Here is a 26,191-nt window from a genome sequence, read left to right as displayed (position 1 = left end):
TTATATATGAAAGTACGTTTGATTTTAATCATATTGTTTTTTTTGTTGTACAACGCTTGTTCTGCACAATATGGCTATATTAAAGAGGAGTATTCTATTTATATCGGACGAACAAAGAACTATAGAAAATCTATTTTTAAAAGAACAAAACAAAAAGTAGGTTTTGAAAAATATTGGGGTGGAAATTTAATTGAAAAAGGTGAGTATGGGGAACGTTGGGGAAAAACCATAATAACTAAGGATAGTAGTATTATGGATGTTTGTGGTCAAGATTTTAGAAAAATTTATTTTATCGACTTCTTCAACTATGATAAATCCCAAAAATTAATCTCAGAGAAAAGAATCTATTATAAAAATAATTTACCTGAAAAATTACAACGATACATTATCTATTCATACAATGAACTTAACAAATTAGACACTGAAACATGGTATGATAAAGATTCTTTAATTTATCATTATGAAAAAAATATTTACAACGAACAGGGTATTTTAATAGACAAAGTTGATTCATCAGGCTATTCATATAACCAATATCCAGATGGGTCATTAAAAACCTCAATCTCATATGATTCTCTCAATCGTGTTATTGAGTTGATAAGATTTTATGAAGGTAAACAAACATATCGTGAAGAATATATTTACGATTTTGACAGAAAAACAACTCTTCATTATGATAATAATAATAAACTAGAAAGTGTTGAAGAGTTTGAAGGGTTTAAATATAAGCCGAAATGGAAATTATATCTTAAAATAAATAGCTATTTAAATCGAACCGAGTACAAAGGAAGTTTTTTTAGAGTAAGAAAAGAAAAACATTTTTTTAATGATGATTTAGATTATATTGTAAAGTATAAGTACAAGAATTACCATAAGAAACCTTAAACCACTTTATACATTTTTCCAGGTAAGGATTTTACCACATTTTTAAACTCCATTTCTAGCAAAAGCGCTGCAGTTTTGCTCATGGGTAATTGAGCCGTTAAGGCTATATTGTCAATAGCCATTTTATCTTGTTGCCGAAGAATGTCAAAAAGCAATTTCTCTTCGCTTGTTAATTCAACAAACAACTTGGTTTGATTTAGCTTTACCGTTTCCTCAGCTTTCCAACCCATAATGTATTCAATGTCTTTTACCGACTGTATTAAATGAGCTTTATTCTGTTTTATTAGTGCGTTACAGCCTTCCGATTGAGCATCTGTTATTCTACCTGGCAAGGCAAAAACATCTCTACTATAACTATTGGCTAGCTCTGCAGTAATTAAAGAGCCACCTTTATTACTCGATTCTATTACAATGGTTAAATCCGACAATCCTGCAATTATTCTGTTTCGTTTTGGGAAATTCTCTCTATCAGGATTAGTTCCACTTCTAAACTCAGAAACTAGTCCACCGTTTTCTACCATTTGATTTGCAGCAGAAGTATGAACAGCTGGGTAAATTCTATCCAAACCATGAGCCAACACACCTATGGTTGGTAAATTGTTTTTTAAAGCAGCTTTGTGGGCACAAATATCAACACCAAACGCCAATCCACTAACAATTAAAGGTTTGTGAGGAGTTAAATCTGCCATCAATTTTTCGCAAAAATCCTTGCCGTAATCAGTTGCATTTCTAGTTCCAACTATGCTAATTACTTTTTGACTGTTAAAATTAAAATCGCCTTTAGAAAAAACCACCAGCGGACCATCTTCGCAATGGGTTAACCGTTTCGGGTAACCATCTTGTAAAAAGGAATGTGCTTTTATGTCATTTTTTTCAATAAAATTCAATTCATGTTCTGCTAAGTTTAAAGCAAAATCTTTATTTTGAATAATGTTTTGAGCATTTACAGCGCCAATTCCGGGTATTTTTTCTAAGGCCGATTTTTTTTCACTAAAAATTTGATTTGCTGAACCTGTATAAGCAATCAATTTTTTAGCAGTAATACTTCCAATATTTGGAATGGCTGTAAGTGCAATGTAATATATTAAGTCTTTATCCAAAAGCATTAATTTAGAATGGTAAAAATAATAATTAGATTTACAGCTTAAAAAAGAACTTTTTTTCTTTTAGAATATCCTATCATTTATGCAAAAATGCTGTGTAATAATTCCTTGTTATAACGAATCAGATAGGATTCTAAAGGAAGTATTTTTAGCTTTTGTGAACAAAAACCCTGCTATTGATTTTCTTTTTGTTAATGATGGAAGTACCGATGATACCGCAGAAATACTTGAACAACTAAGTGAACAACATAACCAAATTAATTTTTTAAACTTAGCCACAAATCAGGGGAAAGCTGAAGCTGTGAGAACTGGTATGCTCCATTGTAAAAAATTGAATTACAATTATGTTGGTTATTGGGATGCAGACCTCTCTACACCTTTGAGTGAAATCGTCCGTTTTTTAACTTTTTTTGATGGGCAAATCCAATTTTTGATGGGGTCACGATTAAAAAGATTGGGAGCAGTAGTTGAACGTACTAGATTCAGACATTTAACAGGTAGGGTGTTTGCGACATTTACAAGTATTATTTTAGACTTACCAGTTTACGACTCGCAATGTGGAGCAAAAATATTTGATGCTTCTTTAATTGATAAATTGTTCAATGAAAAATTTATTACTAAATGGCTTTTCGATGTTGAACTATTGGCTCGTTACCAATTGTTGGTTGGTAAATCATCCGTTTTAAATAATGTGTTGGAAATACCCATTTTAGAATGGAAGGAAGTAAAAGGATCGAAACTAAACTTTATGGCTTTAATTAAAGTTCCTTTTGAACTTTGTAAAATAAATAACTACTACAAAAAACAAAGGGTAGATAATGTTTAATCAGTTATTTAAAACCGTGCTACACTTTTTAAAGCAACACAAATACTCGTTGTTGTTGGTTTTAATTATTTTAGGTGTTCTTTATCCCATTAGCTTTTTCATGTATATCCCAAAATGGGATAACATTAATGGGTATTTGCCTTACCGTTTTTTTATTAGCGATTATCTTTGGAATGGACACTTACCCTTATGGAATCCGTTTCAACGCTTTGGTTATCCTGGATATGCTGATTTACAAGGCGGATGTTGGTATCCAGTTGTTTGGTTTCTAATGTTGTTCGGAAAGTACGACATTACTTCGTTAATGATAGAGTTATTAATTACTTTTTTAGTTGCTGGATTAGGAATGTATAAGTTAAGTTGCTACATTCATCAATGTAAAAAAACAGCCTTTATTTTAGGCTTAAGTTATGCCTTGAGCGGGTTTATGGTTGGTTCGTCTCAATTAATGGTATTTTTAATTGGCGTTGCTTGGCTTCCTTGGTGCATTTTGTATTTACTTAAGTTTTTTAATACTTTAAATTACAAATATGTGTTAGCTACGGCGGTTTTTGTGGCTATGCAAACTACTGGTGCAAGTCCTGCCTATACTATTATACTAGCTTATATATTTGTTGGTATGTTTATCTACTTTTTCTGGAAAAACAGAAGCAAATTTATATCCATAAAAAAGGGTTTTTTAGGTGGTGTTTTTTTAGTTTTCTCACTATTATTACTTTTATTACCCTATATCCAATCATTTTTAGAGTTTTTACCTTATTTCAACCGTGGTGAGAAATTAGAGTATCAAGCGTTTTTGATTGAAAACCCTTTTGTTTTTGCTGATTACTTCTCTTTTATTTTACCTTATACTGTTATTTCAAATTCAGAATGGTTTAACATCACCGATTTATCTCTTCGAAATGCCTACATTGGAATAATAGGGTTTATAGGGTTTGTTTTAACATTGCTTCAATACAAAAATCGAAATAAATATTACTTCCCACTAATAATCTGTATCTTCTCATCATTAATTTTTGCCTTTGGGGGCGAATTTTTTGTTTACAAATATGTGTATCATTTGCCCGGTTTTGGTTTATTCCGACATCCCTCTTTTTTTAGGGGCTATGCCATGTTTTGTATGCTTATTCTTGCAGGTTTTTCGCTGAAAAGAATTGTTCAAACTGGTGTTGTTTCAAAAACAGAAAAAGGTGTTTTTTTGATATTTGGATTATCTTTAATCATTCTTACTTTTTTTGCTTTCTCAAAAACCACTGTGGTTCAACTGCAAGAAACGTTTAACGAAATTCTATCTTTAAAGGAGTTTTCAACCAATTCATTTTACAGCCATTTTATTATAAATAGTATAGTTTTAGTTGTTATAATTTGGTTTAGTTTCTTAATAAAATCAGTGTTTAAATTTTCAGTGTTTACAACACTAGTTATTTTTATCATTTTAGATTTATGTATTCAAACCAGATTAAGTGCTCCATCAACACTACATTTTAATGTTAAGTATAAAGGTGTAAAAGAATATTTCGTTAATCTGCCGAACGAGATAAATCAAGAATACAATCATTTTGCATTTAAACATTTAAATGATACACAAGGCTTAAAAACTACAGATGGATTTTGGCAAAACATTGCCACATTTAATAAATGTATTTCAAGTGTAGCTTACAATCCCCTGCGTTTTAACAGCTTTGACGCCGCCATAGAAAATGGTGTGTTGGATAGAAATATGGAAAATGAATTACTATTTTTTCCAACAAAAGAATTTAAAGGTAACGATACCTTACAAAAAGGGTTGATTTGGGCAACACCAACAAAAATTAACATTGTTGCTGGAAGTACTTCAATTAATAATGTAACTGTAGGTTATAATAGTTTTTCTGCAGAAGTTAAAAATTCAGCAAACGAATCACAATGGTTGATTTTAAATCAAAACTACCATCATTTATGGACGGCATATTATAACGAAGAAGCGTTACCAGTAAATAAGGTTAATGAAATGGTGATGGGTATTGAAATACCAAAAAACAGTAAAGGTAAAATTCGATTTGAATACAGTTCTCCTTTCCTAATTTATTCAGCATTAATAAGCTTTTTAAGTTATTTAACTATTTTCTTGTTGTGGCAATTTGGTTTTAACAGAAAACCGATTGTAAAGGAGAACTAGAACAATAAAGAGCACAGCTAAAGTATTGTATTCAACAAATAAATTTAAATTTTCGTGAGGTTTATAATTGGTTAATTTGGAACCAAGTTTAAATAATTTCCATGATAATGTTGTAACAGCTAGAAGTAAGAGTATGTTCTTCCAATTCATTAAATACTTAAAAAAGGGTTTATTAAACTGAATAACTTCGTTTAAAATTTTTCCAAAAATTGGAAATAATATTAAGTAAGGAAGCGTTAAAACCCTACTCTCTTCGGCATATGCAGAAAGTATTACCATAACGAAATTGATACCAAAGGTTATCCAAAATGCGTAAAACAATTTTGATTCTGAGGGTGAAACCTGATGTTTAATTCTATAATAAATAATTAAAAAAATTGGAAGAAGATTAACAGAAATAATTGACATAAGCGTTTGAATAGTATGTTCAAAATCTAGAAAATTTTTGTTTTTGTAATTTAAAAATTTTTCAGAAATCCAAATTTTTGATTCATTGATAAGCTCTGGATTCATTTTATAGAACCAAGACAAATAGCCAATATAAAACAAAACAAAAAACAGTCCAATAACCCCTGCTCTTATTATTTTTAATTTTTCCTTGAGTACATTCTTAAAATCTATTCCCATAAAAAACAACATCATTCCTGGTAACAATAAAAAAGAGGTCTCTCTGGTAATTATTGCTAGTATAAAATTTACAACAAACATTATTAGTCTTTGTTTAGCTAAAGCAATAAACGAGATTAAAATAAATACATATTGAGCTGGCTCGTCTACTGTTGCTATTGGAATAAAATAAGCTAACAGTATTGAAAAACTAAAGAAATAAGCAACTACACTTAAAATAGCAATTTTATACCGAAGTTGATACAAAAGAGCCAAATAATACACTAATAAACCTCCTAAAAAAAGGAGAAAAAAATTAACATATACATAAGACAAGCTAATTCTTAAATTAAATGCTTGTGCTAATTTTTCGATTAAAAATACCGTTATAGGTCTTTTTTTATTTTCTAACAGATAGTGGTGATAATCAACAGCCCAGGGCAAAAATCCATCCGTAACAATAAGTTTATCATCTTTTGGGTGGTTAGCATCAACATAATTAACCATCGTATTTGTACCTGGTAAAATATGAAGACAAAAGCTAAAGAGAGTTAATCCCAAACAGATTAATACGGCTCCAGCTATTTGTTTAATTGAAATCACTCTAATTTTTTATGCAATATAATGTAATTTATACATATAAAAAAGGGTTTGAAGATATCTTCAAACCCTTTTAACTAAGCTAAATTAATGTCTTACTGAACAATAATTTTAAGTACATCTACTCCATTAGTAGAAGTGATGCTTACAAAATAAACACCTTTAGCATTCTCTCTCAAATCAATTACTTGATTATTACTGTTGATGTTGTTTTTATAAACCACTTTACCTTGTAAGTTGATTACTTCAATGGTTGCTTTTTCAATATGTGTAGTACTTACAGTAAACAACCCAGTAGTTGGATTTGGATAAACAGTAAAGCTTGGCGCAGAAGTAATTTCATTAACACCAGTACAAACAGTAAATGTTACATTAATGTTATCATTATACGTACACGTGGTTGAAAAATCAATCATATTGATAGTAATGTTATAGGTACCATTACCACCTAAACTAGCAGTATCAACTGTAATTGATGGAGTAGATTCGGTTGTTGACCAAGTCCATCCATAAGGGCCTCCTGTTGGAGCATTTAAGGTTAATGACTGACCTGAACACAATGTAGTATCAGCTCCTAATTCTAACCCGATAGGCATACAAGGAGGCGTCATAAAAGTATACGGTCCAACCCAAGCACTAGAGTCTGTTCCACAATCAGCTTGTACATAGTAATCATAAGAAGTAGCAGGCATTAAACCATTTAATAAATATGGTTTTGCTGTTACATGTTCAGGGGTACCTGTTCCTAATGTAAAACCTTGGAAACCCCACTCAATATTCCATTCTGTTGCTGTTCCATTTTCTGTCCAATCTAACATAGCTGATGTTTGTGTAATGTTAAATGCCGTTAAGTTTGATGGTAAAGAACAAGGAACCGCTTCTTTTAATGTTACATCATCAACATAGATTCTAAACATATCAGCATCACTATAGTTATGAAAACCAATAAAATAAGAACCAGAAGTTGCTGGTGTAAAAGTTGCATAAGCAGTATTGTAGGTAGTATTTGTCAAAGTACTATCAAAAAGCAAAGTAGTCATACCTGCAACATTTTGAGCAGTACCATACATCACTTTTAATTTTTCTGGAAATGAAGATCCAGCAACAGCATAAGCAAAAGATAATTCATATGTTTGTCCTCCAACTAAAACCAATTCAGGAGTAAACGACCAATCGTTTGCAGCTTGAGCTGAATTCCATCTAACTTCCATAGAATTAGGAGCTGAATTTGCAAGATTTGAACCTGTTACCCAAGTGTAAGCATCAGCATTTACGTTGTCAACAATCCATCCGCAAGGTATTGCAGGAGTTGAAACTCCATCAAAATTTTCTGTCCAAGGGAAAGATGAGATAACAGGAGCAACACAAGGTGTAGTGAACGTAAACGGACCAGCCCAAGTACTCGTTCCTGATCCTCCACAATCTGCTTGTACATAAAATTGATAAGATGTGTTTGGAGATAAACTTCCTAAATTATGAGGGTTAGTCATTGTTCCTGTAATTGTTGGTGTTCCCGTTGGAGTAAACCCTGCAGTATCCCACTCTATATTCCATGTTCCTGCTGAACTTGTCCATCCCAAATCTACCGAAGTAGCTGTTAGGTTTAATACAGTTAATGATGTTGGAGCAATACAAGCAGGGGCTTCCTTTATTTCTACCTCATCAATAACATTTGCTCTTCCATAATTGTTTATTCCTTCAAAAGCAACTTGATAAGTAGCTGATGGATTAGGTAATAGAATTGTTTTCTTCGTCCAAGTAGCAACATTGGTAGAATCGTGTAAAATTTCTACCCAAGGGTCTGTTGAGCTAATTCTATAATAAACTTTTAATCTATTTTGATCAGGCGACCAAAATTCTTGTCCATAGTAAAAACTTAATTCTGGAGTAGTTAAAGTAGTTAAATCAAATGTTGGACTAACTAATTTAGTAATCGGAGAATTTGTTCCACTCATACTCACAAATCTTGCATTTCTTGTTCCTGCTTGAGCAGTAGTAATTCCACCACCACCAGCACCTGTAGCGTAAGTCCAGTTTGATGTTCCTACTACTTGTATTTGAGACCAACAAGATAAAGAAGTACTTGCGGCTTCAAATCCTTCAGTAAAAGGAACAGCCATTACACTACAAGGAGTTGTAAAAGTAAATGGTCCAGCCCAAGTGCTTGTACCAGCACCTCCACAATCTGCTTGAACATAAAATTGATATGAAGTATTTGGAGATAAACCTCCTAAGGTATGCGGATTAGTGGTTGTTCCAGTAATTGTTGGTGTTCCCGTTGGAGTAAACCCTGCAGTATCAAACTCAATGTTCCATGTGCCAGCTGAACTTGTCCATCCTATACTTGCTGTAGAAGCAGTTAATGCAGAAACATTCAAACTAGTGGGCATAAGACAAGATGGAGGCGCAGGAGGAGTGAAAATAAATTTCTTTCCTACTAGATTAGTTGTGGCTGATATACCATTGTTTGCGGTTGCATTTGATGCAGTTGAACTTGCAGCAGGAGTAACACTTAAAAAAGTTGCTGTTCCGTTAATCCCAACTGATGCTGTTAATGTTCCAGCATTTGCCATAGTTGGTCCATAAATAAACTCAATAACATCAGTAGTTTCGTTTAAACGGATTTTATATGATGCAAATAAAGTTGAACTTGTAGTTCCACTACCACCTATATTAATAGAGTCCCAACCAATTTCAAAAATTCTGTTAGGGGCGACACCAGATACTGCGTACTGAATAGAACCAGTATTTCTATGATTATCATCCCAAAAAGGAGCAATGAGTGGTCGTTGCGTAGCTGTATTTCCTAAAGTATTTGTCCAAGGAGAAGCAGCAATGACATTTCCTAAACGAATAAAACCGTTGGTGTTGATGCTAAAATTAGTGTAAGTTACTCCTTCAAATTTAAAGGTAAAAGGTATGGTGATAGTATTTTGGCTACCATCATCTCCTGTTGCAGTAGAGACAGTTCCAACAACAGGGGAATAAGCCTCCGTTGATTCGCTAAAAGCATAATTGCCTGCTGGCTGCTGTGCTTTTAACCCCATTGTGCAAAAAAGCAAAATAGGTATCATTAAATTTTTGTAAAATTTTTTCATAGTTTTTTTATTTAGTTTATAATATGAATAGAATGATAAAATTCTTTAAAAAATTAATGAAAAATTATGATACTGAGCAGTTTTATAACAATTATTCGACGATTTGAATAATTATATCGCTGTAAAAACCCTTTTTACACGCGGAGAAATGGTGGCTAAAATCTCGTACGGAATGGTTTGAAGTAATTCCGAAATTTTTAAGATGGATGTTTTATCGTAAAACACAAACACTTCGTCATCTTCTTTGCAAGGCACATCAGTAACATCAAGCATTACCATATCCATACAAACCGAACCTATGGTTGGAGCAAGTTTACCGTTTACTTTCATTTGCCAATTTCCATTACCTAATAGTCTGCTCATACCGTCAGCATAACCAATAGGAATGGTGGCAATTTTGGTTTCTTTAACTGCCAATCCTTTTCTGCTATAACCAACAGTTTCACTTTTTTGAATGGTTTTTACTTGTGCAATTTTAGCTTTTAAAACAGCAACATTTTTTATGTGCTTATCGTGCTTAGCATCAGCAATAAAACCATACAACCCTATGCCTAAACGAACCATGTCATATTGTGCTTCTGGAAACCGTAAAGCCCCGTTAGAATTAAGCAAGTGTTTTTCAATTTTATAGTTAAACTGTTGCTCAAATTCCTTAAACAATTCATCAAACAACTTAATTTGGTGACGAGTAAAATTATCGTGTTCTGCTTGGTCGGAAGCAGCCAAATGAGAAAAAACACTTTCAATTTTGATGTTAGGATGCTTTTTTAATTGATGAATTAATTCTGAAACTTCGTTGGGGTAAAAGCCTAAACGATGCATACCTGTATCGAGTTTTATATTGATGGGATAAGCTTTAAATTTTTTAGGATGTTTCTCCAGTGCTTTTATAAGTGCTTTTAAAGAATGAAACGAAAAAATTACTGGGCTCAATTGATGTTCAATAATTAAATCAAAACTTTCCAACTCTGGTTTCATTACCATAATGGGCAATTTAATTCCAGCTTTGCGTAATTCTACTCCCTCTAAAATATTAGCCACACCCAAATAATCAACTTTTTCGGCTTCCATTATTTTAGAAACTCCTGTTGGCCCCAAACCATACCCATAAGCTTTAACCATTGCCATAATTTTGGTTGTGGGCTTCAATTTCGACCTAAAATAGTTCAAATTAGAAATCAAATTTTTAGTGTTGATTTCGAGAATGGTATCGTACTTTAGTTTTTTTATGGTTTTTTAATTTGAGATTTATTAAAACAATGCCTACAAAGTGGTTCGTATGCATCTGTTTCTCCTAAATGTACTAATTTTTCTTCGCTCGATATTCGATGTGAATGATGAGCTAACTCGCCACACTTTACACAAATAGCATGAACCTTGGTTACGTATTCAGCACAAGCCATTATGCCAGGCATTGGTCCAAAAGGTTTGCCTTTAAAATCCATATCCAACCCAGCAACAATAACCCTTACTCCACTTGCCGCTAATTGATTGCAAACATTTACCAAGCCATCATCAAAAAATTGAGCTTCGTCAATCCCTACTACATCTACATTGTTAGCTAGTAAAATAATGTTCGACGATGAAGGAACTGGTGTTGAATGTATTTCATTGGCATCGTGCGAAACTACTTTTTCATCGTCGTACCTAGTATCTATTTCGGGTTTAAAAATCTCTACGTTTTGTTTTGCAAATTGAGCACGTTTCATTCTACGAATCAACTCTTCGGTTTTTCCAGAAAACATAGAGCCACAGATTACTTCAATCCATCCTCTTTTTTGTGAAGGGTTTATGGCGTTTTCTAAAAACATGTGCTAAATATTGGTTTCAACAGCAAAAAACTATCGAATTCTTTTTTGTTAAATTTAAACTTGTCGAAGTTATGGAAATTGAACAATTACAACAAGAAATTAATGAAGTATTCACTAACAAAATAGTATGTTGGTTTTTAACAAAACCTTGACTGTTTTTTAAAATTCTAACTCCTTTTTCCTAAATTTAAACACTAATCGAAAAAACTACAAAATGGACAGCACTACAAATGCATTAAATTGGTTTGAAATACCTGCCACAAATTTAAAAAGAAGCAAAAAATTTTATGAAACTATTTTTGATATAGAAATGGTAGAAATGGAAATGGACGGAGCAAAATTTGCCATGTTTCCTTTTGAGCCAGGAACAGGAAAAGCATCTGGAGCAATTGCAGAAGGGGAATACCACGTTCCAAGCGGACAAGGTACATTTGTGTATTTAAATGCCAACCCTGCAATGGATAATGTTTTAGCTAAAGTAGAACAAGCAGGCGGAAAAATAGTTCAACCCAAATTTAGTATTGGTGCTAATGGCTTTTGTGCTTACATTATGGATACCGAAGGCAGTGTTGTTGGTATTCACTCAATGGGATAATTATAAAACTTGTTCTTTGTAGCGGTTTAAAACACCATTTAATTTGTTAATTTTATTGTCTGAAATAACTCTTGTTAAGTATCATGGAAATCGAACAATTACGTAAAGAAATCAATCAAATTTTAGCGAATATTACAGAGCATTCTGAGCGATTTACGGGCAAAGAGTATTTACCTTCTTTGGAAGTAAGTGTGTTAATGTCTAAAATTAACAAACTGCAGGAGTTGTCAGCTGTGTTAAAATATAAAATTCAACAAAAAGAAGAAAACAGGCGCTCTTCAAACAAGCAACCACAAGCCGTTGAGATTAAAGAACCCACTCCTATTATTGAAAAAACACCTGAGCCTGTTATAGAGGATACGCTTGAGCAAGAATTAAAAGCTGAAACTGAACAAGTTGTTGAATCACGACCAGTTGCCCAAGAAATAAAAATTGAAAAAACATCGCCAACAAAAACCACTAAATCGTCGGTAAGCGATAAGTTTTTACATACCCCTATCTCTTCATTAAAAGACGCTTTTTCGTTAAACGACCGCTACTTGTTTGCAAACGAATTGTTTAAAAAAGACATGGCATTATTCAACGATACTGTTAAAGCAATAGATTCTTGTAGCTCTCTAATTGAAGCTCAAGAAATTTTAACTAAAACGAATGCTACATTAAATTGGGATACTGAAAACGAACGTGTAATTAGTTTTTACCAATTGGTTGAACGTAGGTTTTTGTAAATTTTAACCACATAGAAACATAGCTTACTATGACCAAAAAAGAGTTTTGCAAGTTTCACATACTTCTCCCGATAAATCGGGAGAAACCTATTGTTCTCTCCTTTTTTATTTAACCTACTATATTGAACAAACTATGAAACTATGTGGCTAGCCCTTTCTTTTATAAATTATAACAAAATGAGTTAACTTGAATACTAAATCATTTTTCTTACTTCTAATAATCATTTTCACACAGCGTGTTGATGCTCAAAACATTGCTTACGCCAAACAAATTATTGACACCTTAACTTCTGCTAGTTTTGATGGTAGAGGTGTTGTAAATGATGGTGAAAAAAGAGCCGCTCAGTTTATTGAAAAGGAATTTACTCGATTAACCCTTAAGCCAATTAAAGATAATTTTATTCAGCCATTCAGCTACCCCATCAATACATTCCCGAACCTAACCACCGTTTTTATCGATAAAAACAAATTAACCCCTGGTGTTGATTTTTTAGTGATGCCAAAATCGTGTAAAATGGAAGGTAATTTTAATTTGATTTGGTACAACAAAGCAAATATTCCGACAAAAAAACAATTAAAGAAATTAGCTAACGAGCGCTTTTTTGAAAACAAATTTGTGGTAATCGACGATATAGATATTGCAGGTAAAGAAACTGAATTTGAGTTGCTAAAATCAAACAGTATTGGTGCTTCGGGAATTGTTTTATTGGAAAACGAAAAATTAACGCACAGCTTATCTACTAAGCTCGACGATTACGTAACGTTAAAAATAATGCGTAATTCCTTAAAAAAACAAGCTAAAATTTTATCTATTCATCTCGATCAACAATTTTTACCCAACTATCAATCGCAAAATGTAATCGGAAAAGTGGTTGGTTCTAAATACCCCGATTCTGTTGTAGTTTTTTCTGCACATTACGACCACCTTGGTAGAATGGGAAAAGGCGTTTATTTTCCTGGAGCAAACGATAATGCCAGTGGAGTTGCCATGTTGTTAAATTTAGCTGAGCATTACAGTAAAAATCAACCAGAAAAAACCATCGTGTTTATGGCTTTTGGTGCCGAAGAATCGGGTATTATTGGTTCAAAGTTATATATCGAAAACCCGTTGTTTCCACTCAATCAAATCAATTTTTTAATCAATTTGGATTTACTTGGAACGGGTGATGATGGTATTCAAGTAGTAAATGGCTCAGTTTATCAATCTCATTTTGATAAATTAGTAGCCATCAACCAACAAAAAAATTATTTAAAAGACATTAAAATTCGTGGTAAAGCAGCTAACAGCGACCATTATTGGTTCTCCGAAAAAGGCGTTCCAGCTGTATTTATTTATACCTTGGGCGGGATAAAAGCCTATCACGATATTGATGATAAAGCTGCTACTTTACCACTCACCGAATTTGAAGATTGTTTCAGGTTAATTACAGATTTTGTTAATGATTTGTAGTTAACTTTACACCATAAAAACCATTATTATGAGTAAAACAAAAACAGCAGAATCAACTAAAGCAATAATGACAGAAATAGTGTTGCCCAACGACACCAACACCTTAAACAACTTAATGGGCGGACGTTTGTTGCATTGGATGGATATTGCTTCGGCAATTTCGGCACATCGTTGTTGTAATCGAGTGGTGGTTACTGCATCGGTAAACAATGTTTCGTTTTCTCACCCTATCCGTTTGGGCGATATTGTAACACTTGAAGCCAAGGTTTCTCGAACATTTAACTCATCAATGGAGGTATTTATTGATGTGTTTGTAGAAGACCACCGAACTGGTGTTAGAAAACAATGTAACAACGCGATTTACACTTTTGTAGCAGTTGATCAAATTGGTAATCCGATAAGTGTACCTGAGGTAATTGCTGAAACCGAAGAAGAGAAAAAAAGATACGACGGCGCTTTACGAAGAAGACAATTGAGCTTAATTTTAGCTGGAAAAATGGACCCAAAAGAAGCTACCGAATTAAAAAAATTATTTGTTTAAAAATTGCCATTAAAAACAAAGTGATGGGTAGAATTTATATTGAAGACCAGACTTTTAATGGCATAACTTTTAGCGAACAAACAACCGAAGAGGTTAACTACCAAAACTGCACCTTTATTAATGTTGTTTTTACCAATGCTCATTTATCAAAAACGACTTTTACAACTTGTATTTTTAACGACTGCGATTTTAGCTTAACCAAAATAGGGAACACCTCTTTTAAAGAAGTAGAATTTAAAAATTGTAAAATGCTCGGCTTACGTTTTGATGAGTGCAATCCATTTTTATTGTCGTTTTCGTTTGAGAAATGCAAACTCAATTTGGCTTCGTTTTACAAATTAAAGTTAAATAATACTAGGTTTAAAGATTGCGACCTGCAAGAAGTTGATTTTACAGAAGCCGACCTAAATGGTTCTACATTTCACAACTGCGATTTGGCAAACGCAATTTTTGACCAAACAGTATTAGAAAAAGTAGATTTTCGTTCGTCATACCATTACTCCATTAATCCTCAAAAAAACAACATTAAAAAAGCAAAGTTTTCGGCTAGCGAATTAAAAGGATTGTTAGATAGTTTTGACATTATTATTGACTGATAACCTTAACTTTTTTAGTTATATTTGGGTAACCCAAATTTTAAAACTATGGCTACAGTTTCTTCAACCGACAAGAAAAAATTTTCTCAAAAATTATTGGAATGCCAAAAGAAAGGCTTGTTACAATACGGCAAGTATTTAAACGACCAATTAAAAACATCGGCAAATAAAGAATTGAAAAAACATTACCACAGCTACATTGAAGACCAAATTGTGTTAAACAATAAAAGAATTGCTGCCATTGATGCTAAACTAAAATAGTTGTCATCCTGAGCTTGTCGAAGGAAATTTTAAATTTAAAAACAATGAATACAACCGTAAAAAACATACTTGGAGTAATAGCTGGAGTAGTAGCTGGAGGCTCAGTAAACATGGGTATAATACTAATTAGTGGCTCAGTAATTCCTCCACCCCAAGGTGCTGATGTTACCACCATGGAAGGTTTAGAAGCAGCCATGCACTTGTTTGAACCCAAGCATTTTTTGATGCCCTTTTTGGCTCATGCCATAGGTACATTGGTTGGTGCTTACATAGCCGCGTTAATTGCCTCAACTAAAAAAATGTACTTTGCTTTAGGTGTAGGTGCTTGGTATTTATTGGGCGGTACTATAAATGTTTTAATGCTCCCTTCTCCAATGTGGTTTACTTGTGTTGATTTAATTGGTGCTTATATACCCATGGCGTATTTAGCGGGTAAATTAGCAATGAAAACCACAAACAAAGGATAAAATTTCCTTATATATGAAACAATCTGTTTTCTTTTTTTTATTTATTACTCTTTGTTCGACACTATATTGTCAGAATTTTGAAAAACAAATAATACATGTTGACACAATGAGTTGTTCAAATGATTCCACTGGAACTGACGGAGAATTTTCACAAATAAATATTTCATGCGTTTATGCCTTAGAAAATGGCTTTAATAGAATTTATAATCAATCTGGAGAATTAGCAATAGAAGGGGTTGTCACAAAAAAAGGTAAATACCCTCTGCGCATAGGGCAATGGATTTACTATAAAAATGGGATTATAAGTGAAATTATTACCTCCAACCATAAAGGTGTGATAATATCTGAAATTAGGTTTTATGATAATGGTAAATTACGTTCTAAAGAATTCAAATTTGGAAAAAACAAAGCGGTTAATGAATATTACTTACCTGATGGTGAGATTGTTAAGAATAAAGATGGTTTAGAGAGGTTTATATATATTCAAAACAAAAAGTAGTAATAATTTTGCCCAACAAAACTTATGAACCCAAAAGTTGATGAATTTTTAAACAAAACCAAAAAGTGGCAAAAAGAATTAGCGCTCTTGAGGTCCATTATTTTAGAATGTGGGTTGGAGGAGGATTTTAAATGGATGCACCCTTGCTATACGGTTAAAGGCAGTAACATTGTTTTAATTCATGGTTTTAAAGAATACTGTGCATTACTGTTTATGAAAGGTGTTTTACTAAAAGACACCGAAAATATTTTAATTCAACAAACAGAAAATGTCCAGTCGGGCAGGCAAATTCGGTTTACCAATGCTCAACAAATAATGGAGCTAAAACCCATTTTAAAAGCCTACATTTTTGAAGCCATAGAAGTAGAAAAACTGGGTTTAAAAATAGATTTTAAAAAGAGTACAGACCTTACCTATCCTGAAGAATTTCAAAAGAAATTAGATGAAAATAGTGCTTTTAAAACTGCTTTTGAGGCATTAACCCCAGGCAGACAAAGAGCCTACAACTTATATTTTTCTGCTCCAAAACAATCTGCCACTCGTGTAACACGAATAGAAAAATATACACAACAAATCCTTGATGGTTTTGGCTTTAACGATTGCACCTGTGGCTTTACCAAAAAGAAACCCAACTGTGATGGTTCGCACAAGCACATCGAGGGATTTAAAAAACCTTAGTACAGGTTTTAGATTAATTTCATTCCTTGCTTGACAAGGAAACCAGAAATTAAACTAAAATCAGTTTTAAAGCTGGATTCCTGCCTCCGCAGGAATGCTAGAAGAAAGATTTAGTAATAAGTTATATCGAACTCAGGTTAAATAATCAATTAATTTTTTAATTTCTAGCTACCAAAAACCACGTATTTAACAAATTTTCTTTGTTATACTGCATACGCTTTTTGGTTTCCCAATTAATTACCTCAGCACCAGAAGCAACAGCAATGGCTTGTCCTGCAGCAGTGTCCCACTCCATGGTTGGTGCAAAACGTGGGTAACTATCGGCACTGCCTTCGGCAACCATACACAGTTTTAACGAGCTACCTTTCGAAAGCATATCTACTTCGGCATGTATGGTTTTTTGTTCGTTCATGTACGCTTCCGTTTCTGGGCTCATGTGCGAACGACTACCAACTACTACAAAGTTTTTTCTATCTTGCTTTAAAGGAAGTTTGTTTGATTTTGCAATAAGAGTGATGAGTGATGGGTGTTGAGTGGAGGGGTTAGAGTTGCACTTAAAGGCTCCAATAGCCATATCAGAAAAATACAATTCTTCGGTTACAGGCACATAAATTACGCCCATGGTAGCTTCGCCGTTTTCAATTAAGGCAATGTTTACCGTAAACTCACCGTTGCGTTTTACAAATTCTCTAGTACCATCTAAAGGGTCAACCATCCAAAATTGTTTCCACGACTTTCGGGTTTCGTAAGCGGTTTGTTTCCCTTCTTCACTCAACACAGGCAAAGCAGTTTTTTCCAATAATTTAGCAATGGCCAGATGCGCATTTTTATCCGCTTGTGTTAAAGGCGTTCTATCTTCTTTCTGTTCTACAGCAAATTCCGATTCGTAAACGGCAAGAATTTCCTCTCCACCTTTTAAAGCTGCTTTAATAGCAGTCATCAATAATTCTTCTCTTGTCATTTTTTATTTTTCTAAATCGTAACTTACTTCTTTTTAATTCAAAAACACACCCCTGCCTCTCTCAAGAGGGGAAGCCAACGCTCATAGCCAACTTCGGACTTCCGTCTTCCAACTTCCATCTTCTCAATATCCACTTCCCGATGCACCAATTTTTTCAATCGGGTGCCAAGTTGTTTTCATTTCTACAAAATCTTCCATGTAATATGGATTGTTGTGTGTTGCATCATAAACCGCTGTAAAATCTCTTACCACCACTCGCTTTAAATTATCAACCGCTAATTTTTTTATTTCTAACGATTCTTTTTTATCACCACCAGTATAAAGCAGTGCATTTACATCCATGTGCGACGCCATGTGTGAACGCAACTCTTTTCTTGTTCCAGTTAAAATATTAATTACGCCACCCGGCACGTCAGATGAATTGATAACCTCTGCAAAAGTTATTGCACACAAGGGTTTGTTTTCAGAAGCCAACACCACACAAGTATTACCCGATGCAATTACAGGAATTATACTTGAAACTAACCCTATTAAACTCGTGTCTTCGGGAGCTAAAATTGAAACCACACCTGTAGGCTCTGGAACAGTAAAGTTAAAATGAGAAGTTGCCACTGGATTTACAGCACTAAATAGTTGCATATACTTATCGCACCACCCAGCATAGTAAATAATTCTATCAATAGAACCGTTTACTTCTTTTTCGGCTGCAGCTTTTGTAGAGCCTTGTTTCATCAATTCATCAACAAATTGTGCTTTTCTGCCTTCCAGCATTTCGGCAATTCTGTATAAAACTTGACTACGGTTGTAAGCTGTAGCACCCGACCAGCCATCAAAAGCAGCTCGAGCAGCAACTACTGCGTTTCTAAAATCTTTTCGCGACGACAAACAAATATTACCTAATGGAGTAAGTCCATTTTTAGGCGTGTAAAACCTCCCCGATTCTGTTCTTGGAAATTTACCACCGATATATATTTTGTAGGTTTTCAATATTTCTATTCTCATTATTAATTAGATAATTGGTTGATGTGATAATTAGCTAATTGTTTCAATTCACACATTTAATTTTGAGGATGAAACAATTTTATTCAGTATCTTTTTTATTTCTACTAATTTTTCAAGCAATTCATTTGAAGATGGGTATGATTCTACTTCGTTACAGAGAAACAACCAATATTCTAATTCATCAGCTTCTTTAAGTGCTATTTTTAATTTATGTATAAAATCTTTTTTACTTTCTGCATTTTGAGCCTCTTTAACATTCGCTCCAATCGAAGTTCCTGATCTCAAAATTTGATTCGCAATACTATATTTTCGAACCGCATCTAACTCCTCAGAATATTTAACAATACCTACTGCAAACTCAAAAGTTAATTTAAGAATAACATTATCTTTGTATTTTGGATTGTCTGTAAACTGCATCTTTTTACTAATTGGCTAATGAGATATTAAATTAATTAGCTAATGTTTGCTTTTTAGTTTTAGTTATTAATTTTTTAATTATGACATTATCAAATTAGCTTAATATCTCATTAAAACTTAAGGTACGGTTTCAATCCATGTAAACCACCTTCTCTACCAAACCCACTTTCTTTATAACCTCCAAATGGAGAAGTTGGGTCAAATTTATTATAGGTATTACCCCAAATAATTCCAGCTTTTAATTGCGACGAGAGGTTGAACAATTTAGAGCCTTTATCAGTCCAAACTCCTGCCGACAAACCAAAAGGAGTGTTGTTTGCTTTTTCAATTACCTCGCTAACTGTTCTAAATGTTTGAATCGCTAAAACAGGTCCAAAAATTTCTTCTTGAACAATACGATTTGATTGAGAAACATTGGTAAATAAAGTTGGTTTACACCAAAATCCTTTTTTTGGAACTGAGCAGTTGGATTGATACATTTCGCCACCTTCTTTTGCACCAATTTTTAAATAATTGTTGATGGTAGTTAATTGTTCTTTAGAGTTAATTGCACCAATATCTGTGTTCTTATCTAACGGATTTCCAACAATCAAGTTATCCATTCGGTCTTTCAATTTTCGTAACACAATACCATAGACGGATTCTTCCACAAACAAACGAGAACCCGCACAACAAACGTGACCTTGATTAAAATAAATACCATTGATAATTCCTTCTACTGCTTGGTCTAAAGCAGCGTCTTCAAAAATAATGTTAGCAGCTTTACCACCCAATTCTAGCGTTACTTTTTTGTTTGTACCAGCAACAGCATTTTGGATAATTTTTCCAACTCCCGTTGACCCTGTAAATGCAATTTTATCTACATCGTTGTGGTTAACAATAGCAGCACCTGTTTCGCCAGCACCAGTTATAATGTTTACCACTCCATCAGGCAAGCCTGCCTCTTGTATAATTTCTGCTAACTTCAATGCTGTTAATGGAGTTGTTTCAGCAGGTTTTAATACTACGGTATTTCCTGTTGCTAAAGCGGGAGCAATTTTCCAAGCAGCCATTAATAATGGGAAATTCCAAGGAGTAATTTGACCTGCAACACCTAACGATTGAGGTTTTCTGTTTGGAAAAGCATAATCTAATTTATCTGCCCAACCAGCATAATAAAAGAAGTGGGCTGCTGCCAACGGCACATCAACATCGCGAGATTCTCTGATTGGTTTACCACCATCCATCGATTCAATAACCGCAAACTCTCTCGCTTTTTCTTGAATCAATCGAGCAATTCGATAAATGTATTTACCTCTTTCGCTTGCAGGCATTTTACTCCAAACATCGGTATAAGCCTTTCTTGCTGCTTTAACTGCTTTATCCACGTCCTTTTCGTTGGCTTCAGCAATCATAGCAATTTTTTCTTCTGTTGCAGGGTTTATAGTTGGAAAATACTTGCCCGAACTTGGTTTTACCCATTTTCCGCCAATAAACAATTCGTATTGTTCGTTTAGCTGAATGTGGCTGGTACTTTCTGGTGCAGGAGCTAAATCCCACCCTGTATCAAAATTAATTTTTATCGTTTTTTTTGTCATTTCTTAATCTTTTGAAAAATAATCTTTCGATTGATAAACACCCGTTTGTTGTTTTACAATCTGCATTAACAAGTCGTTGGCAAGGCTACTTGCACCAAACCTAAACCATTGGTTCGTTAACCAAGCTGCCCCCAATGTTTCTTTTACCAACATTAAATATTGCAAAGCCAATTTAGCATTCGAAATACCTCCTGCAGGCTTCATTCCTACTTGTATTCCCGTTTTGTAGTAATGGTCTTTTATGGCCTCAAGCATTACCAAGGTTACTGGTAAAGTAGCTGCTGGACTAATTTTTCCAGTTGATGTTTTGATAAAATCTGCCCCAGCCTCAATAGAAATATCACTCGCTTTTCTTACTTTATCAAAAGAGCCTAATTCACCTGTTTCTAAAATTACTTTCAGTCGAGCGTTACCACACGCCTCTTTAATAGCTGCAATTTCATCAAATACAAAATTGTAATCGCCTTCATGAAATCTACCTCTACTAATTACCATGTCCACCTCTTCGGCTCCACCATCAATGGCAATTTTAGTGTCTAACAACTTAACCTCTAAACTCGATTGCCCACTTGGAAAAGCTGTTGCAACCGACGCCACATTGATACCCGAACCTTTTAAACATTGTTTAGCTGTTTTTACAAAATTGGGATACACACATACCGCTGCAACTGTTGGTAATCCTGGATAAGAATCATGCAAATGTTGTGCTTTGTTACACAATTGTTGCACTTTTCGAACTGTATCAGCACCTTCTAACGTGGTTAAATCAACCATGTTCAATGCCATTTTTAATCCTTGTAATTTTGATTCGTCTTTAATACTTCGACTGGTTATTCGATCAATCCTATCAATTATTCCAACTTGGTCTACAGTTGGTGAGGGATTGTTTGAATATTTTAATGTTGATTTTACCATTTTTATCAATTGAAGTTCAAATTTAAGGAAAACTATAGGGTTTTTGTTAAATTTAATTACCGACAAAAAAATTAATTTTTCTGTAACTAAAAGGCTAATTTTGTGTTACACATGAGTAAAATTCCAGACCATATCCATCCCGTTTTCGATTCTATTTTAGGACGAAAAGACAAACAAGCCTTATTGAAACAACAATCGGTAGTAATTTGGTTTACAGGTTTGTCTGGTTCTGGTAAAACCACTATTGCTATTGCCTTGGAGAAAGAACTCAACAAACGAGGTATTTTAACTCAGGTGTTGGATGGCGATAACATTAGAGCAGGAATAAACAACAACTTAGGTTTTAGCGAAAATGACCGTAAAGAGAATATTCGTAGAATTGCTGAAGTAACCAAATTGTTTTTAAACTGCGGCATTGTTACCATAAACTGTTTTGTAAGCCCAACAAACGAAATAAGAGAGCAAGCCAAAACCATTATTGGCGAAAACGACTTTTTAGAAATCTTTATCAATACACCTATAGAAATTTGTGAGCAACGCGATGTAAAAGGTTTGTACAAAAAAGCTAGAGCTGGTGAAATAAAAGATTTTACAGGAATAAGTTCTCCTTTTGAAGCTCCTACAAATCCGTTTTTAGATGTTAAAACTGCCAACAGAACGGTTGAAGAATCGGTGAAAGAAATTTTGGACAAGGTTTTAACAAAAATTCAACCCAAGTAATGTTTAGAAGGGTTTTTCTTCTGGTTATTTTCTGGTTATTTTCATTTTTTTCAAAAGCTAATTTTGCCGTGCCCATTCAACTACAAGATTCAATTGTGGTAGATACACTGCAAACAACTAAAGATTTACCCAAACGCAAACACGTACGTGCAAAAGCCATAATATTTACCGTGTTAACAGGTCCTTTAGGAGGGCATCGAGTATATTTAGGCACACGCCCTGGAGCACCTATTATTTATGCGGTAACATTAGGTGGTTTTGGTATTTTACCCGTTATTGATTTGGTGCATTTAATCTTTAAAAAAGACATCTCAACATTTGAACAAAACCAAAAAATTATCATGTGGGGTGGAGAGGATAAGTAGTTTAATCAATAATATCTTCTACAGCTATTAAAAAAATTTCAGGATTATTTTTGTTATTACTAAATTCAAATTTAACACCCGTTAAAGGTCCATTATAAGAAACTCCATTAACTTGCATTAAATGAGTCAAAAAACCACCGTCATTTTTGAGTTTATGTGCATTAATTGTTATAAGTGCTATTGTACAAATACTATCATTTTGAATAAAAATTGAAATATGTTCAGGATCTAAGTAGCCTCCTAACCAATAACTTGTTTCTAAACTTTCTGTCTTCTTCAACAACCGTATTAATTCAGTATTATATTCTAAGGTATTTGGAGAATATTCATTAAAAATTTTATTTGTGTTTTTGCAGTCAGGATCGGGATATTTTATATACCAGTATCCTAAAACAGCTAAATATAGAATAACGAGAGAAAAAACTAACCCAAGAGGAATTAATAAAATAGTATATATTATTTCCTCTATTTTTTTAAAATTCATAGTGAAATAAACGATGTTTTATAACTCTTATTGTAATGTATAAATCTTATGTTGCTAGGTAGTTTGGTATTTATGAAAATTAAAACCATAATTTTGCACCAACATGGTAAAAATAGGCGACATAGAATTGGGTGATTTCCCGTTACTTTTAGCTCCCATGGAAGATGTAAGCGACCCGCCTTTTCGTGCATTGTGTAAAAAACATGGTGCCGATGTAATGTACACCGAGTTTATATCATCCGAAGGATTGATTAGAGATGCAGCAAAAAGTTTACAAAAACTTGATATTTTTGAATACGAACGCCCTATAGGCATTCAAATTTTTGGTGGCGATATCGAATCAATGAAACAAGCCACCGAAATTACTGCTGCTGCAAACCCCGATATTATTGATATTAATTATGGTTGTCCAGTAAAAAAAGTGGTTTGCAAAGGTGCTGGCTCAGGCATTTTGCAAGACATTCCAAAAATGATTCGATTAACTGCCGAAATTGTTAAATCGACCAACTTACCCGTTACTGTTAAAACCCGTTTAGGTTGGGATGAAAACAGTAAGCACATTGTTGAAGTTGCTGAACGCCTGCAAGATGTTGGTATTAAAGGTATTTCCATACACGGACGCACACGAAAACAAATGTATAAAGGAGAAGCTGACTGGAGCTTAATTGCTGATGTAAAAAACAATCCACGCATGCAAATCCCTGTTTTTGGTAATGGAGATATCACTACTCCCGAAAAAGCGAAAGACTATAAAGAACGTTTTGGTGTTGACGGAATTATGATTGGTAGAGCGAGTATTGGCTATCCTTGGATTTTTAACGAAATAAAACATTATTTAAATACTGGCGAACATTTAACAAAACCAACTTTATTGGAACGATTTGATGCTGTAAGACAACATTTGGACATGGCTGTTGATTGGAAAGGAGAAAAACTTGGTTTGCTCGAAATGCGTCCACACTACAGCAATTACTTTAAAGGAATTCCTGATTTTAAAGAATACCGTACACAACTGGTTACACGAAACAGCTTGGAAGAAATAGATGAAGTGTTCCTCGCTATTAAAGAAAAATTTCTTGCAGAAATTTAACCGATGACTACTTTCCTTTATTCGCCTTTTTAATGTAAAGCTCTAGTGCTTTAGTCATTGATGGCGACTCTGGTTGTGGGGCAGAAATATCTATGTTTAACCCTGCTTGCTCGGCAGCGGTAGCAGTAGTAGGTCCAAACACAGCAATTCGTGTATTGTTTTGCTTAAACTTTGGAAAATTCTCAAACAATGATTTTATACCAGAAGGGCTAAAAAATACCAATATATCATAATTTACATCAGATAAATCAGATAAATCGCTGCAAACAGTGCGATACAATGTTGCAATTTTATATTTAATTCCATTTTCGTTTAACAAATCTGGAATATTTTGACGTAAAATATCAGCACTAGGCAACAAAAAATTAGCCTCTTTGTGTTTTTTTATAACCGTAATTAAATCGGCAAAAGTTTGTTGTCCGAAAAAGATTTTACGCTTACGGTAAACAATGTATTTTTGAAGGTATAACGCTGTAGATTCAGAAATACAAAAGTATTTAACCTCTTCCGAAACTTTAACACGCATTTCTTCAGCAATTCTAAAATAATGATCAACAGCATTTCTACTGGTAAATATAACTGCATCGTGTTCCTGTAAGTTAATTTTCTGTAAACGAAACTCTTTTGCAGGTACTCCTTCAACATGAATAAACGGCCTAAAGTCAACTTTAACTTTACACTGTTCTGCTAAATCAAAATATGGTGATTTTTCTGTTTCTGGTTTTGGTTGAGAAACTAAAACACTTTTTACTTTCAACATCTTCCTAACTTTTTGTTTATTAGTCGAATCAGCAATTTTAAGGGATAAAAAACTTCCCTAAAACGACCAATGGTAAAATTTCGAGCGTGCAAATGTACAAAATAATATATAATATAGAAAGATTGTTAGAAATTCCAATGGCAAAAAATCGTATAAACCTGATTAGCAGAATTAAACCAATTAATGGCAAAATTACATACATTAGTATAGCATTGCTATGAAAATCAGAAAAATAAATCAATGCCATAGAAGGCAACAATAAAATACCCAACACATAATTATACAACAATACATTGTAAGAATAGTAGGGAACCATTGGCGACTGTGCAAACAAAAAAGCAAGAATGGCGTTTGCCCCAAATTTTACTAAATAAGCTACAATTACACCAAGCATAATTATTGGAAACAACAGCGCATTGTAACTGTTAGGGTTTATTAATGTTGAAACAAAATAGATAAAGAGTGAGATAATAAACACATAAACAAAGAACAACATCAGGTTTACCCGATGAAAAAAAACCTTTTCTTCACGAACCACCTCATGAGCTGAATAACTGGAAAAAAGTGATTTGTAAATTTGTGTAAAACGTTTAGCTCCAAATGCTTTAGTAAATCCAAGCAACAATAACGCTGTTGTTAAAACAACAGATGGCCAAAAAGTTTCTGTGGTTTTTTTTAACGTAGGCTCAAAAGCAATTTTAGTTTCTGCAGCCGTTGTATTTTTCTTTGTTACAATTGCTTTTCTAATAGGAATAGCTGTAGTATTTCCTAATTGAAACGTACTGCTGTCAGTAACAATACTATCTTGAACTAAAGTGTCATTTTGAACTATTTGTGTAACAGGAGTAGCAATAGCTGTTTGAGGTGTCTTTTTTTTTTTGACAACTAACCCTGAGCTATCTTCGACTTTCATCAACTCTAACATAGGTTTGTTACTGTCTTTTTTTACGACATTAACAGAATCATTTTGTTGAGATATATTATGAAAAACAAGCATC

At 33.6% G+C, this 26,191-nt stretch carries 28 protein-coding genes; 15 read left to right on the top strand and 13 right to left on the bottom strand.

What is annotated here, in order from left to right:
* Positions 1-6: 6 nt before the first annotated feature.
* Positions 7-885, top strand: a complete 879-nt coding sequence (locus tag H6589_07810; protein MCB9174500.1) for a hypothetical protein — start codon at positions 7-9, stop codon at positions 883-885.
* On the opposite strand, the gene dprA is transcribed toward H6589_07810, so the two are convergent.
* Positions 882-1,991: a DNA-protecting protein DprA gene (gene dprA / locus H6589_07805; protein MCB9174499.1), complete on the bottom strand. Its 1,110-nt coding sequence runs from the start codon at positions 1,989-1,991 to the stop codon at positions 882-884. The two genes, H6589_07810 and dprA, sit on opposite strands and share 4 nt — an antisense overlap.
* Before the next feature lie 79 nt (positions 1,992-2,070).
* Here dprA and H6589_07800 point away from each other — a divergent pair, with 79 nt between their 5' ends.
* Both H6589_07800 and H6589_07795 read left to right on the top strand, forming a co-directional pair.
* Positions 2,071-2,814 (top strand): glycosyltransferase, encoded by a 744-nt coding sequence (locus tag H6589_07800; GenBank protein MCB9174498.1) that lies wholly within the window; start codon positions 2,071-2,073, stop codon positions 2,812-2,814.
* Positions 2,815-2,830: 16 nt separating this feature from the next.
* A complete protein-coding gene (locus H6589_07795; protein MCB9174497.1) occupies positions 2,831-4,972 on the top strand; it encodes a YfhO family protein in 2,142 nt (713 codons plus the stop codon).
* Here H6589_07795 and H6589_07790 read toward each other — a convergent pair.
* The 4 genes from H6589_07790 to H6589_07775 all read right to left on the bottom strand — a co-directional run bounded on the left by H6589_07790 (position 4,910) and on the right by H6589_07775 (position 11,087).
* Positions 4,910-6,181 (bottom strand): hypothetical protein, encoded by a 1,272-nt coding sequence (locus H6589_07790; GenBank protein MCB9174496.1) that lies wholly within the window; start codon positions 6,179-6,181, stop codon positions 4,910-4,912. The two genes, H6589_07795 and H6589_07790, sit on opposite strands and share 63 nt — an antisense overlap.
* A 92-nt stretch (positions 6,182-6,273) precedes the next feature.
* Positions 6,274-9,276 (bottom strand): T9SS type A sorting domain-containing protein, encoded by a 3,003-nt coding sequence (locus H6589_07785; GenBank protein ID MCB9174495.1) that lies wholly within the window; start codon positions 9,274-9,276, stop codon positions 6,274-6,276.
* Positions 9,277-9,387: 111 nt separating this feature from the next.
* Positions 9,388-10,446, bottom strand: a complete 1,059-nt coding sequence (alr, locus tag H6589_07780; protein MCB9174494.1) for an alanine racemase — start codon at positions 10,444-10,446, stop codon at positions 9,388-9,390.
* 56 nt (positions 10,447-10,502) lie between these two features.
* A complete protein-coding gene (locus H6589_07775) occupies positions 10,503-11,087 on the bottom strand; it encodes a thymidine kinase (protein MCB9174493.1) in 585 nt (194 codons plus the stop codon).
* 214 nt (positions 11,088-11,301) lie between these two features.
* Here H6589_07775 and H6589_07770 point away from each other — a divergent pair, with 214 nt between their 5' ends.
* From H6589_07770 to H6589_07730, 9 genes are all read left to right on the top strand, one after another.
* The gene (locus H6589_07770) at positions 11,302-11,682 is read left to right on the top strand and encodes a VOC family protein (protein ID MCB9174492.1); all 381 of its coding nucleotides are present in this window, start codon (positions 11,302-11,304) and stop codon (positions 11,680-11,682) included.
* Between the two features lie 83 nt (positions 11,683-11,765).
* Positions 11,766-12,410, top strand: coding sequence for a hypothetical protein (locus tag H6589_07765; protein ID MCB9174491.1), 645 nt, complete (start codon positions 11,766-11,768; stop codon positions 12,408-12,410).
* Between the two features lie 187 nt (positions 12,411-12,597).
* Positions 12,598-13,860: a M20/M25/M40 family metallo-hydrolase gene (locus tag H6589_07760; protein MCB9174490.1), complete on the top strand. Its 1,263-nt coding sequence runs from the start codon at positions 12,598-12,600 to the stop codon at positions 13,858-13,860.
* Between the two features lie 28 nt (positions 13,861-13,888).
* Positions 13,889-14,401, top strand: coding sequence for an acyl-CoA thioesterase (locus H6589_07755; GenBank protein ID MCB9174489.1), 513 nt, complete (start codon positions 13,889-13,891; stop codon positions 14,399-14,401).
* A 23-nt stretch (positions 14,402-14,424) separates the two neighbouring features.
* Positions 14,425-14,997, top strand: coding sequence for a pentapeptide repeat-containing protein (locus tag H6589_07750; GenBank protein MCB9174488.1), 573 nt, complete (start codon positions 14,425-14,427; stop codon positions 14,995-14,997).
* 48 nt (positions 14,998-15,045) lie between these two features.
* Entirely contained in the window at positions 15,046-15,258 is a 213-nt protein-coding gene (locus H6589_07745) for a hypothetical protein (protein ID MCB9174487.1), read from the top strand.
* A gap of 44 nt (positions 15,259-15,302) precedes the next feature.
* Positions 15,303-15,725, top strand: coding sequence for a hypothetical protein (locus H6589_07740; protein ID MCB9174486.1), 423 nt, complete (start codon positions 15,303-15,305; stop codon positions 15,723-15,725).
* A 13-nt stretch (positions 15,726-15,738) separates the two neighbouring features.
* Positions 15,739-16,224: a hypothetical protein gene (locus H6589_07735; protein MCB9174485.1), complete on the top strand. Its 486-nt coding sequence runs from the start codon at positions 15,739-15,741 to the stop codon at positions 16,222-16,224.
* 24 nt (positions 16,225-16,248) lie between these two features.
* Positions 16,249-16,902, top strand: coding sequence for a YdeI/OmpD-associated family protein (locus H6589_07730; protein ID MCB9174484.1), 654 nt, complete (start codon positions 16,249-16,251; stop codon positions 16,900-16,902).
* Positions 16,903-17,059: 157 nt separating this feature from the next.
* On the opposite strand, the gene cysQ is transcribed toward H6589_07730, so the two are convergent.
* The 5 genes from cysQ to deoC form a co-directional block, all read right to left on the bottom strand.
* Positions 17,060-17,842 (bottom strand): 3'(2'),5'-bisphosphate nucleotidase CysQ, encoded by a 783-nt coding sequence (gene cysQ, locus H6589_07725; GenBank protein MCB9174483.1) that lies wholly within the window; start codon positions 17,840-17,842, stop codon positions 17,060-17,062.
* A gap of 144 nt (positions 17,843-17,986) precedes the next feature.
* A complete protein-coding gene (locus tag H6589_07720) occupies positions 17,987-18,865 on the bottom strand; it encodes an aldehyde dehydrogenase family protein (GenBank protein ID MCB9174482.1) in 879 nt (292 codons plus the stop codon).
* 48 nt (positions 18,866-18,913) lie between these two features.
* Positions 18,914-19,282, bottom strand: coding sequence for a four helix bundle protein (locus tag H6589_07715; protein MCB9174481.1), 369 nt, complete (start codon positions 19,280-19,282; stop codon positions 18,914-18,916).
* Between the two features lie 110 nt (positions 19,283-19,392).
* On the bottom strand, positions 19,393-20,859 hold the full coding sequence (locus H6589_07710) for an aldehyde dehydrogenase family protein (GenBank protein MCB9174480.1): 1,467 nt from the start codon (positions 20,857-20,859) through the stop codon (positions 19,393-19,395).
* Positions 20,860-20,862: 3 nt separating this feature from the next.
* Positions 20,863-21,774 carry a deoxyribose-phosphate aldolase gene (gene deoC / locus H6589_07705; GenBank protein MCB9174479.1) on the bottom strand — a complete coding sequence of 304 codons (912 nt, stop codon included), beginning with the start codon at positions 21,772-21,774 and terminating at the stop codon, positions 20,863-20,865.
* A gap of 111 nt (positions 21,775-21,885) precedes the next feature.
* Here deoC and cysC point away from each other — a divergent pair, with 111 nt between their 5' ends.
* Together cysC and H6589_07695 are read left to right on the top strand one after the other, a co-directional pair.
* A complete protein-coding gene (cysC, locus tag H6589_07700) occupies positions 21,886-22,494 on the top strand; it encodes an adenylyl-sulfate kinase (protein MCB9174478.1) in 609 nt (202 codons plus the stop codon).
* A gap of 68 nt (positions 22,495-22,562) precedes the next feature.
* Positions 22,563-22,859, top strand: coding sequence for a TM2 domain-containing protein (locus H6589_07695; GenBank protein ID MCB9174477.1), 297 nt, complete (start codon positions 22,563-22,565; stop codon positions 22,857-22,859).
* A 1-nt stretch (position 22,860) separates the two neighbouring features.
* Here H6589_07695 and H6589_07690 read toward each other — a convergent pair whose 3' ends face one another.
* Positions 22,861-23,343: a hypothetical protein gene (locus H6589_07690; GenBank protein MCB9174476.1), complete on the bottom strand. Its 483-nt coding sequence runs from the start codon at positions 23,341-23,343 to the stop codon at positions 22,861-22,863.
* A gap of 103 nt (positions 23,344-23,446) precedes the next feature.
* Between H6589_07690 and dusB the strand changes: the two genes are divergently transcribed.
* Positions 23,447-24,433 (top strand): tRNA dihydrouridine synthase DusB, encoded by a 987-nt coding sequence (gene dusB / locus H6589_07685; GenBank protein ID MCB9174475.1) that lies wholly within the window; start codon positions 23,447-23,449, stop codon positions 24,431-24,433.
* Between the two features lie 7 nt (positions 24,434-24,440).
* Here the strand turns inward: dusB and H6589_07680 are convergent, their stop codons facing one another.
* Positions 24,441-25,190: a uroporphyrinogen-III synthase gene (locus H6589_07680; protein ID MCB9174474.1), complete on the bottom strand. Its 750-nt coding sequence runs from the start codon at positions 25,188-25,190 to the stop codon at positions 24,441-24,443.
* Between the two features lie 40 nt (positions 25,191-25,230).
* Positions 25,231-26,190: a DUF4271 domain-containing protein gene (locus tag H6589_07675; GenBank protein ID MCB9174473.1), complete on the bottom strand. Its 960-nt coding sequence runs from the start codon at positions 26,188-26,190 to the stop codon at positions 25,231-25,233.
* Between the last annotated feature and the right edge of the window lies 1 nt (position 26,191).

The organism is Flavobacteriales bacterium (genome assembly GCA_020635795.1).
Classification (GTDB): Bacteria; Bacteroidota; Bacteroidia; order Flavobacteriales_E; family Vicingaceae; genus Vicingus.
The sequence above is the reverse complement of the archived record's forward strand: the minus strand, read 5'-3'. Positions and strand labels throughout refer to the sequence as shown.